This window comes from Frankia sp. AgPm24, assembly GCF_023243055.1.
GTDB lineage: Bacteria > Actinomycetota > Actinomycetes > Frankiales > Frankiaceae > Frankia > Frankia umida.
In genome coordinates this window covers 45,438-60,899 of the sequence record NZ_JALKFW010000218.1, presented here as the reverse complement: position 1 = coordinate 60,899, position 15,462 = coordinate 45,438, and the positions used below count along the sequence as shown (strand labels likewise).

The 15,462-nt window shown below is 69.3% G+C and carries 10 protein-coding genes; 4 read left to right on the top strand and 6 right to left on the bottom strand.

All coding sequences use genetic code 11. The annotated features are described in order from the left end of the window. From MXD61_RS25335 to MXD61_RS25320, 4 genes are all read right to left on the bottom strand, one after another. The coding region (locus tag MXD61_RS25335; RefSeq protein WP_248815927.1) for a TerD family protein at nt 1–702 on the bottom strand (702 nt) is incomplete at its 3' end. After that, on the bottom strand, nt 702–1,217 hold the full coding sequence (locus tag MXD61_RS25330; RefSeq protein ID WP_374629547.1) for a hypothetical protein: 516 nt from the start codon (nt 1,215–1,217) through the stop codon (nt 702–704). The genes MXD61_RS25330 and MXD61_RS25335, both read right to left, overlap by 1 nt. Before the next feature lie 14 nt (nt 1,218–1,231). Next, nucleotides 1,232–2,476: a toxic anion resistance protein gene (locus tag MXD61_RS25325; RefSeq protein WP_248815926.1), complete on the bottom strand. Its 1,245-nt coding sequence runs from the start codon at nt 2,474–2,476 to the stop codon at nt 1,232–1,234. A gap of 160 nt (nt 2,477–2,636) precedes the next feature. Next, nucleotides 2,637–3,575 carry an oxidoreductase gene (locus MXD61_RS25320; RefSeq protein WP_248815925.1) on the bottom strand — a complete coding sequence of 313 codons (939 nt, stop codon included), beginning with the start codon at nt 3,573–3,575 and terminating at the stop codon, nt 2,637–2,639. 597 nt (nt 3,576–4,172) lie between these two features. On the opposite strand from MXD61_RS25320, the gene MXD61_RS25315 reads away from it, so the two are divergent. Both MXD61_RS25315 and MXD61_RS25310 read left to right on the top strand, forming a co-directional pair. Continuing rightward, nucleotides 4,173–5,786: an MFS transporter gene (locus tag MXD61_RS25315; RefSeq protein WP_248815924.1), complete on the top strand. Its 1,614-nt coding sequence runs from the start codon at nt 4,173–4,175 to the stop codon at nt 5,784–5,786. Nucleotides 5,787–5,834: 48 nt separating this feature from the next. Next, the gene (locus MXD61_RS25310) at nt 5,835–6,272 is read left to right on the top strand and encodes a PPOX class F420-dependent oxidoreductase (RefSeq protein WP_248815923.1); all 438 of its coding nucleotides are present in this window, start codon (nt 5,835–5,837) and stop codon (nt 6,270–6,272) included. A 12-nt stretch (nt 6,273–6,284) separates the two neighbouring features. Here the strand turns inward: MXD61_RS25310 and MXD61_RS25305 are convergent, their stop codons facing one another. Further along, a complete protein-coding gene (locus MXD61_RS25305) occupies nt 6,285–7,484 on the bottom strand; it encodes an ABC transporter substrate-binding protein (protein ID WP_248815922.1) in 1,200 nt (399 codons plus the stop codon). A gap of 1,508 nt (nt 7,485–8,992) precedes the next feature. On the opposite strand from MXD61_RS25305, the gene MXD61_RS25300 reads away from it, so the two are divergent. Then, nucleotides 8,993–11,257: an efflux RND transporter permease subunit gene (locus MXD61_RS25300; protein WP_248815921.1), complete on the top strand. Its 2,265-nt coding sequence runs from the start codon at nt 8,993–8,995 to the stop codon at nt 11,255–11,257. Between the two features lie 258 nt (nt 11,258–11,515). On the opposite strand, the gene ctaD is transcribed toward MXD61_RS25300, so the two are convergent. After that, nucleotides 11,516–13,231 (bottom strand): cytochrome c oxidase subunit I, encoded by a 1,716-nt coding sequence (ctaD, locus tag MXD61_RS25295; protein ID WP_248815920.1) that lies wholly within the window; start codon nt 13,229–13,231, stop codon nt 11,516–11,518. Nucleotides 13,232–13,895: 664 nt separating this feature from the next. On the opposite strand from ctaD, the gene MXD61_RS25290 reads away from it, so the two are divergent. After that, entirely contained in the window at nt 13,896–15,422 is a 1,527-nt protein-coding gene (locus MXD61_RS25290; protein ID WP_251080597.1) for an AAA family ATPase, read from the top strand. Nucleotides 15,423–15,462 lie beyond the last annotated feature (40 nt).

Here is a 15,462-nt window from a genome sequence, read left to right as displayed (position 1 = left end):
GGGCTGGGGGGCGGGGCGGGGCGGAAGGTTCGGGTGGAGGTGGACGGCGAGGGTGCGGCGGCTGCGGGCGGGGGAGGTCCTGCTCAGGAAGGCGGTGACGTCCACGGGATGGGCGGCGGTGGTGCTGGCGGTCAGGCGGGTGAGGCCGCCGGTGTAGCCCTGCGCGACGCAGCGAAGCTTCCATCCGCGGGCATGGCGGTAGAGCTCACCGAAGACCATCGTGGTCTCCAGACCGGTCTCGGCCGCGACCTCGCAGCGGACGAGTTCGGTGCCATCCGCCGCGAGCAGCCGAAGGTAGGCGCCGTGTACCGAGCGGAACGACGGCGGCCGGGTGGGCGCGTCGTACACCGCGGCACCGAAGTGCAGCCGGTCGATGCTGGCCGGCACGGCGTCCAGTCGCACCAGCAGGCGTTCGGCGTCGCCGGTCAGGGGCCGCGGCGGCGGGGTCGCGGTGGGCCGCTCGTGCGGATTGGGCACCTGCTGGGCCAGCAGCAGCTCGTGTCCGCCGTCCGACGGGTCGGACCTGGTGAGGATGATGACGGCGTCGAGTTCGAGGTCGGCCAGTTCCGGGCGGTCGTCCCAGCCCAGTGCCACGGTCAGCGCCCCACCCGGGCCACCGGCGCCCGCCAGGCCACCAGCGCCGTGCGGGACGAGGTCGGCGATCGCGATGTTGCCGCCCTTGGGCAGGCTGCGGGCGGCCATCAGTCGAGGTCGGACCGTCGGAACTTGGCGTCCAGGAAGCGGGCCTGGATCGCGAGCTGCGCGGCGTCGCCGGTGTAGACGAGATCCTGCAGGTCGTTCGCCCCCTCGTCGAGCAGCTGGAGTTGGCGGACGAGGTCGTCGGCCGGCGTGGTACCGGTGACCCCGGCACGCTCGGCGTACTGCGGCGGCAACGCGGTGAAGTCGTCGAGGGCCTGCGGCAGGTACTCGTGGATGATCGCGGTCAGCCCCCGCATCTCCTCGTCGCTGGCCGACTGACGTTCGACATACCCCAGCAGGGGCCGCAGGATGTCATCGAGATCGCGCACGGTGGGTACGGCCCCGGGCGGTAGCCGTCCGCCGTCGGCGTTGACCCGGGTGACCAGGGCGGCGAGCTCCGCGCGCAGCTGCCCGATCTGGGTGGCGACCTCCCCGCGTGGTGCCGCTGCGGCCCGGCGGGCGTCACCGTGGGCTGCCTCGCCGTCCTCGCTGGTGGCCGGACGCCGACGGAAGATCACCCTGCCCCCTCTGCTCAGCGTTCGTCCGCGCGGGCCCGCTCCAGATACGCGCGGGAGCGGCCGACCTGGGTCTCGAGGGCGGCGACCGTCGTCGCCATGCTCTCGACCGCCTTGGCCTTGTACCCGTCGATGGCGTCCATGGTGGCGAAGATGTTGTCGAAGGCGGTCTGCAGCGCCTCGACACTGACCCCGCTGGACGCCGCCTGCTCGTGGAGCTGACCGGTCTGCTGGCGCAGCATCTCGCTGGTGGAGGTGATCATACTGTTGGTGGTGGCGTTCAGCGCGTTGATCTGGTCGAGCACGAGCTTCTGGTTCGCCAGCGCCTGGGCGACGATGACCGCGGTGCGCAGGGCCGCGACCGTCGTCGACTGCGCCCGGTCGACGCCCTTGATCAGCTCGAGGTTGTTCCTGCGGACCAGGTCGAGGGCGAGATAGCCCTGCACGCTCACCGCGAGCTGCGTGATCAGATCCTGCTGGCGCTGGCGGATGGGGAACAGCGCGTCCGAGGTGAGCGCGTCGGCGGCGCCGGGGTTCGCCGGGCGCAGCTGGTCGATCTTCGTCGACACCGCGCCGTCGAGGGCCTTGGCGAGGGTGGCGTACTCGGTGAGCTTGCCCATCGCCGCCCACAGGTTCGCCTTCTCCTGCTCGATGGCGGCGTTGTCCTTGCGCAGCTCGTCCTGGCCGGAGTCCAGCGCGCGGATGATGCCGTCGAGCTGCTTCTGCGCCGACTGGTAGCGCTGGAAGTAGGCGGAGATCCGGCTGCCGAACGGGACGATCCCGAGCAGTTTGCGTGGGCCCCTGAGATCGGCCCTGCCCGGGTCGAGATCGGTGACCGTCTCGCGCAGTTCGACGAGTGTGCGGGCGACCCGGGTCTGCGCGTCGCCGCCGGAGGCACCCGCGCCGGTGCCCCCCCGACCGCGACTGCTGGCCAGGGCCGCCGCCGGTCGCTCGAGCATCCGGTTGGACACCCGGGCGCTCGCGACGATCTCCCGCTGGCCCATCGACGTGATGTCGTTGATCTTCGCCTGGAACGCGGGGCTGCGCGGGTCCTGCGCGGTGAGTTCGTCGGCGAAACCGGCCGCCCGGGCACGCAGCTGCGCCCGGGTGGCCTCGTCGATCGGCACCATGCTGTCGACCTGGTCGTCGGGGATCACCGGCACCGGTTCCGGTGGGGCGAGCCGCAACGCCCCACCCGTGCCCGTCGCCGCGGGGGCGACCGTGGGTGGCGCCAACGGCTTACCCAGGTCCAGCTCCGACATGGACGTCCTCCCCACCTCGCCCTGCCCCGGCCCGCGGGCGGCGCGTCACCCGAGGCTCACCAGGTCGATTTGACCCTACGCGAGATGCCCGCCGGATCACCGCGCCAACCGGAACACCGCCCGTCGTCCTGCCGACCGTGGCGTTCGGGGGCCGCCCGGGTCAGAGCGGGTAGGTGATGCCGGTGAGCTCGGTGGACAGCGTCCACAGGCGTGCGGCGATCTCGGTGTCCTGGGAGCGGGCGTTGGACCTGACGATGACCGGGGGCCCGGTCATGGTCAGCAGCCCGCGCGGACCGTAGTACTGGCCGCCGACGGCCTGCGGGTCGACGGCGGCACGCAGCATCGGCAGCGCACCCATCTGCGGCGAATGGGCGATCGGGTTCGGAACGCTGTTGAGCAGGCGGCTGCGCAGCTTCTGGCTGCCGCCCACGCCGCCGGCGTTGGTCGTCGCACCGCCCGGGTGCGCGGCCAGGGAGATCGCCGGCGCGTTCGCCGCGGCCAGCCGCCGGTGCAGCTCGTAGGAGAACAGCAGGTTCGCGAGCTTCGAGCGCCCGTAACCACGCAGCGGCTTGTAACCCCGCTCGAAGGGGATGTCCTCGAAGTCGATCTTTCCCATGCGGTGGCCGTTGCTGCCGACCGTGACGATCCGCCCCGCGTCGGCGGCGAGCACCGCCGGCAGGACGAGCCCGGTGAACGCGAAGTGCGCCAGGTGGTTGACCCCGAAGTGCTGCTCGAAACCGTCCTCGGTCCGACCGTGCGGCAGCATGATCACGCCGGCGTTGTTGATCAGGATGTCGATGGTGGGGCGCTCGACGAGCAGGGTCTCGGCGGCCTTGCGGACGCTGGTCAGGGAGTTCAGGTCCAGCTCGAGGAGATGGATGTCGGCGTCCGGCGACTCGGCCAGGACGCGATCGCGGGCCTCCTGCGCCTTCACCGGATTGCGACAGGCCAGGATGGTGGTGGCGCCGCGCGCGGCCAGCACCCGCGCGGCCTCGAAGCCGATCCCCGTGTTCGCCCCGGTGACGACGGCGGTCCGGCCCCTGAGCGTGGGCACCTCCGCCGCCGACCACCGTCGCCGCTGCCCAGAAGTAGCTGCCACCGTTGGACCTCCAGGTTTCCGGACGGGGGCGAGGCCCCGATCACCACAAAGTGCTTGATGTGACGTAGGTGCTCGATGTGACGTAGGTGATAGTACGGTCAACGCCGCGCAGAGGCGTGTGATCGGAACATGGCGCCCGCATCGCCCAGATCCTGGTCGCGTCGTGCGGTCGGTTCGCCACACTCCCGCACCCACACCCATACCCACACCGACGGGCTGGACGGCCCGGCGGGTCCCCAGTCGCCCGAACTGGTCGTGCACGTGTATGCGCCGTTCGACGGCGGCCCGCTCGGCCGGGTCAGCCTCGGCCGTCCGGCTCGACCTGCCGCTGTCCGGGGAGGATCGACTGATCCTGCTGGACGAGCTCGCCGTCGACGCCGCGGCCGGGGTGGGGCTGGTGGTGCGACGTGATCCCCGGCACGGATCTTGGCGCGACCGCGGCACGATCTCGGCGAGGTGGCTTATAAGTGCATGTAGACGGTCGGATCGCTGCCTGCGGGGGTGCCGTCGGCGAAGCCGGGCGGGCCTGCCGTCCGGTGAGCCCGGATGCCCGGCCCGGCCCCGGTCCCGGTCGACGCATGCGGCGAGAGGACAGCCATGACGCAGCACCCGGCCGCCCAGCAGCGGGAGGGTCGTGAACGGACGGCCCGTGCGGGGACGACCGACAGCGGTGTCGAGACCGGTCTGTCACCCCGGCAGGAACGGCTGCTGCTACCCGTTCTGACCCTGGTCGGACTGTTGATCTCGCTGATCGGCAGTGTCGGGGCGCCGCTGGTCCCGACACTGGCGCGGTCGTACCACATCTCCGAGAGCACGGCGCAGTGGTCGTTGACCATCACGTTGATGAGCGGCGCGGTCAGCACACCGCTGCTGACCCGGCTCGGTGACGGCCCCCATCGGCGCGCGGTGCTGTTCGCCGGCCTGATGGCCGCGGTGGTCGGCGGGGCGCTGGCGGCGATCCCGGGCAGCTTCGCGCTGCTCGTCGTCGGCCGGGCGTTGCAGGGTGCGGCGAACGGCCTGCTGCCCATCGCCATGTCCATCGTGCGCGACCATCTGCCCGCCGAACGGGCCCGGCGCGCGGTCGCGGTCCTGTCGGTGACGGCGGCGGCCGGCGTGGGTCTTGGCTACCCGGTTACCGGACTGATCGCCAAGTACCTCAGCTTCCACATCGGCTACATCATGGTGGCCGGGTTCGCCGCCCTCGCGGCCGCCCTGGCCGCCGTCGTCGTCCCGTCCGACTCCGATCGCCCCCGGCGACGCATCGACCCACGCGGCGCGGTGCTGCTCGTCGTCGGATTCGGCGCGTTCATGCTGGCGCTGAGCGAGGGCGTCGCGTGGGGATGGGCTTCGGTTCGGGTCCTGGGTCTGTTCGCGGCCGCGCTGGTACTCCTGACCGGTTGGGTGTGGCAGGAACGCCGGACGGCCCATCCGGTCGTCGATCTGCGGATCATGGGTGACCGGGCGGTGCTGGCCGGCAACCTCACCGCGGTGCTGGCCGGCATCGGGATGTACCTGCTGCTGTCGCTGGTCGTCCGGTTCGTGCAGACCCCGCGTTCCAGCGGCTACGGGCTGGGGGAGACGGTCCTGGTCGCCGGGTTCGTGCTGATCCCGTTCTCGGTGCTCAGCGTCGTGTCGAGCCGGGTCGCGGCCCGCATCGAGGACTGGCTGGGTTTCCGTCCGGTGATCCCGATCGGCTGCATCGTCTTCGTCACCGCGATGCTCGCGTTCCGGTTCGCCCGTGGCTCGCTGTGGGAGGTCTGCCTGGTCATGGGCATCGCGGGCCTGGGATCGGGATGTGTGTTCGCCGCGATGCCGCGGCTGATCCTGCGCTCGGTCCCGGCGGCGCAGAGCAGCAGCGCGCTCGGTGTCAACCAGGTGATGCGGTTCATCGGCTTCTCCATCGGCAGCGCCCTGAGCGCCACCATCCTGTCCGCCTTCACCCACGGCGGTCTCGGACTGCCCCGCGTGGGCGGCTACGACATCGCGGCCCTCACCGGTGCCGGTGTGTGGCTCACCGCGGGCATCGTCGCCTACGTCGTCCCCGGCGGCGCACGCCCCGACACCGCATCCTCCCTCGCCACCGCTGGTTCCGCTGTCGGCCCGGGTCCGGTCGCCGCCGTCGTCCCGGATCCCGCCGCCGCGGTGGTCCCCGCGCCTGTGGGCGGGTCATCCGATCGCCACGACGCCGAGCAGGACGGCGCGGACGTGTGACGCCGGGCCCCCACGCCTTTCGAGGCCGTCAGGGGTGAGGATGAGGCCATGGCGGAATCGTCGTTTGATCCACATGCGCTGCTTGCCGCGAGCCGACTCGGTGTCCTTGCCACGATCAGGGCGGACGGTCGGCCGCAGCTGTCGCCGGTGCTGCCCTTCTACGACCGGACGGCCGGGGTGATTCTCGTGTCCTCACGTCAGGGGCTGGCCAAGACCGCGAACCTGCGGCGCGAACCGTGGGCCGCGGTGGAGGTCACCAGCCCCGACGGCCGGTCGTGGGCGACGGCCGAAGGGGCGGTGACGCTCTCGGGGCCGGGCGACGATCCGCTCGGCCCCGAGGTCGAGATGCTCGTGGACTACTACCGCAGGGCCTCCGGTGAACATCCCGACTGGGAGGAGTACCGGGCGGTGATGGTCGCCGACCAGCGTGTTCTGATCACCGTGGCCGTCGAACGGGTCTACGGGCAGTCCCTCGCCGGAACCTGACCGGGGCTGTGGTCAGCTGGCGATGCGCTCACCACAGAAGTTGGGATCGATGGTGGTCTCACCGGTGCCGGTCGCGTTCACCGCGCTGAACGGGTAGCAGAGGGAGACCTTGCCGAAGTCGTGTTCGAAGTCGACGCTGGGGATGAGGCCGCCGGCGGTGTAGTTCTTCACCGCGCGCAGGCCCGAGATGAAGCGGGCCCGGGTGGGGCAGGGGCCGGCGGCCTTCAGCCCTTCGATGATCATGTCGCCGAGGATGTAGCCGATCACGGCCACCGACTGGCCCCTGTCCTGAAGCTCGGGTGCGAAGCGGATCATCGCGGCACGGTAGGCGGCGGCACCCGGTGCGCTCGAATCCGGCGGCTGGACGGCATAGGTGGTCAGACCGGCCAGCAGCGGGCCGTAGGTGGCCAGCAGGTCGGCACCCGGCGGCTGGCCGCCGCTGAGAACGACCTTGGGCTGTACGCCGGCCTGCCGGACGGTGGCGACGATGCGGGAGAAGGTCTCGATCGTCAGAGGACTGGCGAGGATATCCACGTTGTTGGTGGATATCAGTCGGATGATCTCACGGATCTGGGCGTCGGTGGGTGATTCGTCCGCGCTCGTGGAAAGAGTCGGGATGCCGACCGACTGGAGGCTGGACCGCATCTGTTGCGCGATGCCGTCGCTGACGCTGAGGCCGGCGGGGTCGCCGACCACGAGGGCGCGGGTGCCACCTTGTTTCTGCGCGTACCTGCCGAAGGTGGTGACTGCCTCCGAGGAGGTGCTGGCGTTGCGGGAAAGCGAGTAGGTGAACATGTTGCGGTACTTCGACCAGGCGGGTTCCACCGCGATACCGACCACCGGGATTTTGTTGGTGGCGAGGTAGTCGGCGCCGCCGCTGGATACCGGGGTCGCCTCGATGACGGCGAAGTCCTTCTCGTTCTCCACCCGGTCACGGCTGGCGACGGCATTGGTGTCGACTCGGCCTCGGTCATCCGACCAGGAGTAGTGAATCTGTCGACCGTTCACTCCGCCGGATTCGTTGATGGCGCCCAGTCGGGCGTTCAGACCCGAGCGTACCGGCAGGAACGTGGTGGCGAGTGCTCCGGTGTCCGGGTAGATGAGGCCTACCCGTACCTCGTTCTTCGATACGCCGGGATCGTTGCATCCGGTGGCCGCGGAGGTGGCCGGACTGCTGCTGCAGGCGGCCAGCGAGGCCAGGCAGAGTAACACGGCAGATGCTGCCGACAGTGAGCGGACTGTCATGGCCGGGACCTTCCAAGTTCGGATCTTGAGTGGAGGCAACGTTATCCGCCATCACGCAATTATTTGACTATTTGATCACAATATGCTCATCGAGGCTCTGGATAATGCCGTTTCCGAATGAGTGAAATGGAGATTTAGGACGATTTGGGATTGCTGATCCTCGGGTATGGTCGACTTCGCCCCCTGAGTCCGTTCCGTGTGTCGACTCGTCCGCATGTCGTCGACGGACGGCCCGGTGCGGACGTCCTCTGACCAGTCACCTTCGGCGCTCATGGTCAGGGCGCTGGCGAAGGATGATGGCACCGGGGAAGGTGTCGCGCGAAAGGCCGGGAGCGGACGGCGGAATGCTGTCCGTGCCGAGGCGGCCAGGCCGGCGGGTCGAGGCGGGGTGGCGTCGCGGGTCGAATCCCGTCGTGGTGGCGGGTGCCGGGCCTCGGCTACCGATTGCCTGCCACCCGATCGGAAAGCTCGCCCACGATGCGTGATACCGATCAACAGGGTGGCGCGGGCGCCAGTCCAACGGTGCGGGAAAAGTGATGTCCGGGTGGCCTGAAGGGCACGTCCGAAGCCACACCGGGGCACGCTGATCCCCCGGTGTGGTCATTCTTGCGGCTGGCACATCGCCACGCCAGGGTCCCGAAAGGATGGCGTGTGGCCTTGCCCGCGCGTGAGGTCAATGGTGGGCGGATCGCTGTTAAGCGGGTGGTATGTCAGATATTCCTACGGCCGTTGTCCGGGCGGCGGCTGCCCGGCTGGCGACGGCGCGCCGTGGAATCGTGGCGTCGCCGGTTGGTCCGGGCGGCCCGGGTGTCGGTCATGGTCCGCGGCAACGGTCACCGGCGATGGGGCAATGGTCACCGGCGACGGGGCAATGGTCACCGGCGACGGGGCGAGGATCGGGCATGTATCGTGATGCCAGTCACAGATCATCGTCCGCGGCCTGGGTCGACAACGCACAGTGGACGGCCGACGGCGCAGGTGATGTCGGCGATCGGCGCGCGAGGAGCGTGAAGGCGGCGGTTGCGCCGACGTTCACCGGGGGTCCCCCGGTGAACGTCGGGTTTCGGCCGCTCGCCGGCTGGTGACCTGGCCGCAACCGCCGGTCCGACCGGCCGATATTGCGTCGGCAAGCCGACAGTTTCGCGGTATGACTGTGTCGTGGCCGGGCGCACGGGTCTCCATGCGGCAGGCTATGTTCGCATTGGCCGGAGTCGGGGCTCGGTCGAACGCTGACGTCCCTGCTCGCGGAGGTGTCCGGTCTGGTATCACACGCCTGACCGGCCGCCGCCCGGCGGTCCATGCCCGGTTGGTCGGGTGGCTGGCATCCCGGTGCCCGCCGTTCGTCCGACAGTAACCGAGGCGGTCACCTGCCGGGTGCCCGCGGGAATATCAGCATATCGGCGCGGAGCGTCCGCCGCCTGTCTATCCGAACCTCCCAGACGCCGCGCACCGTACGGCCCTGAGCAGGAGAACTGATGAAGACCATTGCCGAGTTCGCCATCCGCCTGCGATGGCTTGTCATCGTGGGCTGGCTCGCGATCATCGTCGCGAGCCAGGGTATCGCCGCGGCGATGGGAGGAGCGGCGTACAAGGACACGTTCAGCCTCCCGCACACCGAGACCGCGACCGTCGCCGATCTGCTCAAGGACGCGGGTCTGGACAACCAGAGCGGCGCGGTGGGCACCATCGTCCTGAAGAACAACAGCGGTGCCTTCACCAGCCCGCCGGCGAAGCTGCAGCCGGCCCTGGCGAAGCTGTGCACCTCCGGTGACCACGTGGCACTGCTGGCCACCCCGTGGCAGTCGATCAACTGTGCCGACAACGGAGCCACGTCGGCCGGTAACCGCCAGCTGCTGAACACCGCGCACGGGTCGACCACCGCGCTGGTGTCGGTCACCTGGGAGAACGGCCACTTCGAGCCGGAGAACTTCAAGGCCGTCTACGACGACCTGAAGACGCTGGACAGCGACGCGCTACAGGTGGAGTTCACCGGTAACGCGTTCGCCGGCATCGGCCAGAGCCAGGGCTCGGGCGGATCGGTGTTCATCGGTTTCGCCGCCGCGCTCATCATCCTGGCCATCGTGTTCCGGACGGTGGCGGCGACCGTGCTGCCGCTGGCCAGCGCCATCGCCGCCCTGGTCAGCGGCCTTGGTCTGATCTACATCCTGAGCCACGCGATCAACGTCTCCAACATCACGCCGTACCTGGCGGAGCTGATGGTGATCGGTGTCGGCGTCGACTACGCGCTGTTCATCGTGACCAGGCATCGACGCAACCTGCGTCGCGGCATGCCGGTGAACGAGTCGATCGTGTCAGCGATCAACACCTCGGGCCGGGCGGTGCTGTTCGCCGGGACCACGGTGTGCATCGCGATCCTCGGTCTGATCGCGCTCGGAGTCAGCTTCTTCAACGGCATGGCGGTCGCCACGGCACTCGCCGTCGGCTTCACCATGATCGCCTCGCTGACCCTGCTGCCCGCGATGCTCAGCCTGTTCGGTCTGAAGGTGCTCACCCGTAAGCACCGGGCGGCCGTGCGCGCCGGGGAGTACATCGGCGACACCCAGGTCGGTTTCTGGGCGCGCTGGTCGGAGTTCGTCGGCAAGAACCGGATCCTCGTCGCCGTGGTCTCCGGCGCGATCATGCTGGCGCTGGCCGTGCCGTTCTTCTCCCTGCAGCTCGGCGCCAGCGACCAGGGCAGCGACCCGAAGAGCTCCACGACCCGCACGGGTTACGACCTGATCGCCGACGAGTTCGGGGTCGGCTACAACTCCGGGCTCGAAGCGGTGGTGAGCGGGCCCGGTGCCACCGACGACGCCTACCTGGAGCGGGTCTCCAAGGCGCTGTCCGGCCAGGCCGGTATCGACGCGGGCAGTGTCACGACGCTTCCGCTGGCCCGCGGGATCGCGTTCGTCTCGTTCAAGACGACCACGTCACCGCAGTCGGAGAAGACCTACACGCTGGTTCGTCATCTGCGTTCGGATGTCCTGCCACCCCTGTACGAGGGCACCCAGAACCACATCTACACCTACGGTGAGACGGCGATCAACGTCGACTTCGCCAAGGTGCTGTCCCGCAAGCTGCCGCTGTTCATCGGCGTCGTGGTCGGCCTGTCGTTCCTGCTGCTGCTGCTGGCCTTCCGCAGTCTGGTCGTTCCGCTGACGGCGGCGGTGATGAACCTGCTCGCCGCGGCCGGATCGTTCGGTCTGATCGTGGGGATCTTCCAGTACGGCTGGGGATCGGAGGCTTTGGGCGGCGGGCCCGGTGGGCCGATCGACGCCTGGATTCCGGTGATGCTCTTCGCCATCCTGTTCGGCCTGTCGATGGACTATCAGGTGTTCCTCGTCAGCCGGATGCACGAGGAGTGGATTCACACCCGCGACAACCGCCGGGCCATCACCATCGGCCAGGCCGAGACCGGCGGCATCATCACCGCCGCGGCCATCATCATGATCGCGGTGTTCTTCGGGTTCGTGGTCTCCCCGGGCCGGCAGATCAAGATCTTCGGTCTGGGTCTGGCGTCCGCGGTGTTCCTGGACGCGTTCGTCCTGCGGACCATGCTGGTGCCCTCGCTCATGCACCTGATCGGGAAGCGGAACTGGTACTTCCCGCGCTGGCTGGACCGGGTCACCCCGCACCTGTCCGTCGAACCGCCCGAGGAGCGGGTGGCCCCGGCCACCGGCAACGTTCCTCCCACCCCGCCCCAGACGCCGCCGCCGCACGACTCGAACGTCAGGGTCTGACGGTCGGCGTCCCGACGCACGACGCATGACGGGGACGCTCCCGGCGATGACGGGGGCACCCTGAGCGCGGACAACCGCATATCGGCACTGTCGGATCGGCCCCGGAGAACACCGTTTCTCCGGGGCCGATCCGTCTGTCAGGCGCCGTTCCGGCCGCGCCAGCGCCCGACCCCGCCCGGACGCGGAACCGCCCCGGTCCCATCTGGTGACCGGGGCGGTTCTGTGACTGTGGCGCTGCTGTGACTGTGGCGCTGCTGGTCAGGAACTCAGCCCGCGCTTGTTCGGTGCCGGTGTGAACTCGGGGGTGGCGTGGAAGTCCACGTCGCCGGCGAGCTCCGGATAGTGCAGGTCGAACGCCGGCCGCTCGGAGCGGATACGCGGCAGGGTGGTGAAGTTGTGCCGCGGCGGCGGGCAGGACGTCGCCCATTCCAGCGAGTTCCCGAAGCCCCACGGGTCGTCCACCGTGACAATGGGGCCCTTGCGGTACGACAGGTAGAGGTTCAGCAGGAACGGCAGGGTGGACAGCGCCAGAATCACACTGCCCAGCGACGAGATGGTGTTCAGCGTGGTGAACCCGTCCTGCGCGCTGTAGTCGGCGTACCGGCGGGGCATGCCCTTCACACCGAGCCAGTGGTCGACCAGGAACGTGGAGTGGAAGCCGACCAGCATCGTCCAGTAGTGCACCTTGGCGAGCTTGGTGTTCATCATCCGGCCGGTGACCTTCGGGAACCAGAAGTAGATTCCGGCGAACCCGGCGAACAGCAGACCGGCGACCACGTAGTGGAAGTGGCCGACGACGAAGTAGCTGTCACTGACGTGGAAGTCGACCGGTGGGCTGGACAGCAGGACACCGGTGAGGCCACCGAACAGGAACGTCACCAGGAAGCCGACAGCGAACATCATCGGCGGTTCGAAGGTGATCTGCCCCCGCCACATCGTGCCGATCCAGTTGAAGAACTTGACCCCGGTCGGCACCGCGATCAGGAACGTCAGGATGGAGAAGAACGGCAGCAGCGCGGCCCCGGTCACGTACATGTGGTGCGCCCACACGGCGATCGACAGGCCGCCGATGCCGATGGTCGCGTACACCAGACCCTTGTAGCCGAACAGCGGCTTGCGGGAGAACACCGGCAGGATCTCGGTGATGATCCCGAAGAACGGCAGGGCGATGATGTAGACCTCGGGATGCCCGAAGAACCAGAACAGATGCTGCCACAGGACGGACCCGCCGTTGCCCGCGTCGAAGATGTGCGAGCCGAACCTCCGGTCGCACTCCAACGCGATGAGCGCCGCGGCCAGCACCGGGAAGGCGATCAGCACCAGGATGGACGTGACCAGCACGTTCCAGGTGAAGATCGGCAGCCGGAACATGGTCATACCCGGCGCCCGCAGGCACAGGATCGTCGTGATGAAGTTGACCGCGCCGAGGATGGTGCCCAGACCCGAGACGGTCAGACCCACCAGCCACAGGTCGCTGCCGAGCCCCGGCGAGTAGGCCTCGTTCGACAGCGGCGTGTAGGCGAACCAGCCGAACGACGCGGCGCCGTTCGGCGTGAGAAAGCCCGCGATGACCGTCAGGCTGCCGAAGAAGAAGAACCAGAACGACAGCGCGTTGAGCCGCGGGAAAGCCACGTCCGGCGCGCCGATCTGCAGCGGGATCAGATAGTTCGCGAACGCGAAGGCGATCGGCGTCGCGAACATCAGCAGCATCAGCGTGCCGTGCATGGTGAAGACCTGGTTGTACTGCTCGTTGGATATGTACTGCAGCCCGGGCCTGGCCAGTTCGGCCCGGATTATCATGGCCAGCACGCCGGCGAACGCGAAGTAGACAAGAGACGTCAGGGTGTACATCACCGCGATGTCCTTGTGCGACGTCGTCCGCAGGTAGTGCAGCAGCGACCCCAGGGCCTTGGGGGGCGCGTCATCTGCCGGCGGGTCCGCGTGCCCGGCCGGCGTGTCGTGCACTAGTGTCACATTCCGCTCCCGATGGTGATGCCGCTGCCGGCATTGGCGTGCGCGGCCCCGGCTGCAGGCTCGGCGCACCGGCCGAGAAACCTGCCGGCGCACGTCACGCTATCCACGGGCCCGTTTTCTCGGCCTTGTCGGACGTCCCACGCCCGAAGGAAATCCGGCACACCGATTCAGCGTAGAAGGTCCCGCCCCGGCGCCCCCACCATCGGGTCCCGCACTTTCTGGCCCTCCGCTGGTCTGTGCCTGTCGCCACACCGGTATTCGTTTCGTTCCGGCCGGCTTCTGGAAACCCCACCGGGTTGGTTGTTCTCCGGGTTGGTGACCTGCTGTTTCCCCGTCCGGTGGGCTGCCGGTGGCCGTGCGCCGTGGGCATCGCCGACCAGGGGCGGGCGAGGACGGGTGCGCTCGGCTGACGTCGGGTGGGTCACGCCGCCCGGATGGGCCTCGCCGCGGCCCGACCCGGCGATCCCGGCCAGCCTGGCATGGCATCCCCGTCGGCATCGCCGCCGGATTCCGTCACCGAACGCGGCAGGCGTCCCAGCGGGCGGCGCACCGGCCGTAGGGTGGTAGGGGACCGGCTCCGACACGGGACACTGGCGGTACGGGGAGGAGCCCTGACGTGCGCCGATTCAACACCGCGGGCCCCTGCGAGCCGGATCTTCACTACATGGTTCCCGCGTTGTCCAGGCTCCCCGAAGCACCCGCTCTGGTCGCGGAGATGAGCTACTTCGTGGTCCACGCGCCGCGTCAGACGGGGAAGACCACCGCGCTGCGGGCGTTGGCCAGGGAACTGACCGCCAGCGGGCGGTACGCCGCGGTCCACGTCACCTGCGAGACCGGTGAGATCGCCGAAGACGACTACGCCGCCGCGCAGCGAGCGGTTCTTCTGCAGGCCAGGGTCGCGACCGAGCTGCATCTGCCGGCCGAGCTCCGACCGCCGCCCTGGCCGGACGCACCCGGCGAGGGGCTGCTGACCGTCGCTCTGACAGCCTGGGCGCGCTCGTGTCCCCGGCCGATCGTGCTGCTGCTGGACGAGATCGACGCACTGCGCGGGCAGAGCCTGATCAGTGTGCTGCGCCAGCTCCGTGCCGGTTTCCCGCAGCGCCCCGGCGGATTCCCGGCGTCGGTCGTCCTGTGTGGCCTGCGGGATGTGCGCGACTATCGGAGCGCCGCCGGTGGCGATCCGGCCCGGCTCGGCACGTCCAGCCCGTTCAACATCAAGGTCGAGTCGCTGCGGCTGGGGGATTTCACCCCGGACGAGGTGCGGGCGCTGTATGGGCAGCACACCGCCGAAACCGGGCAGGAGTTCACCGAGGGCGCGCTGGACCGGGCGTTCGAGCTGACGACGGGGCAACCCTGGTTGGTCAACGCCCTGGCCCGGGAGGCCATCGAGAAGATCGCTGTCTCCGCCGCGGCCCCGATCACCACCGAGCATCTGGACGAGGCGAAGGAACGGCTGATCCTCGCCCGTGCCACCCACCTGGACTCGCTCACCGCCCGGTTGGCCGAACCCCCGGTTCGCCGCGTACTGGAACCCGTCCTCGCCGGCACCATCGTCAACATGGACGGCTACGACGACGAGCTGACCTATGTCCGCGACCTCGGACTGATCGCCCCGGACAGCCCCGTGCGCATCGCCAACCCGATCTACCGTGAGGTCATCGCCCGCGTTCTCGCGCAGGACGTCGAGACCGTGATGGTCGCCGATCCGCGGACGTTCGTGCGGCCCGACGGCCGGTTCGATGTCGACCGTGTGATCCGTGAGTTCGCCGAGTTCTGGATGGAGAACGGGGAGATCCTGGCGACCGGCCGCCGCTACCCTGAGGCGGCCGCGCAGCTTGTCTTCATGGGATTCCTACAGCGTGTCGTGAACGGCGGCGGCTATGTGGCCCGCGAGTACGGCATCGGTCGCGGCCGGATCGATCTGCTCATCCGCTGGCCCTGGACGTCGTCCGACGGGAAACGGCGCTGGCAGCGTGAGGCCCTGGAACTGAAGGTGCGCCGGACGGGCCAGGCCGACCCGCTGCCGGCCGGCCTGCGCCAGCTCGACGGCTACCTGGACCGTCTCGACCTCGACCACGGCGTCCTCGTCGTGTTCGACAGCCGCCCCGACGCCCCGCCCATCACCGACCGCACCGCCATCACCGCGATCACCAGCCCCGCCGGTCGTCCCATCACCCTGCTGCGCGCCTGACAAGGGCCGCCTGCCCAGGCCACTGGTCGCATTTCTTTGA

Excerpts from the sequence above, each read along its gene's own strand:
- MXD61_RS25325 (WP_248815926.1), bottom strand. The coding sequence starts at position 2,476 with ATGTCGGAGCTGGACCTGGGTAAGCCGTTGGCGCCACCCACGGTCGCC.
- MXD61_RS25315 (WP_248815924.1), top strand. The coding sequence starts at position 4,173 with ATGACGCAGCACCCGGCCGCCCAGCAGCGGGAGGGTCGTGAACGGACG.
- MXD61_RS25310 (WP_248815923.1), top strand. The coding sequence starts at position 5,835 with ATGGCGGAATCGTCGTTTGATCCACATGCGCTGCTTGCCGCGAGCCGA.
- MXD61_RS25300 (WP_248815921.1), top strand. The coding sequence starts at position 8,993 with ATGAAGACCATTGCCGAGTTCGCCATCCGCCTGCGATGGCTTGTCATC.
- MXD61_RS25290 (WP_251080597.1), top strand. The coding sequence starts at position 13,896 with ATGGTTCCCGCGTTGTCCAGGCTCCCCGAAGCACCCGCTCTGGTCGCG.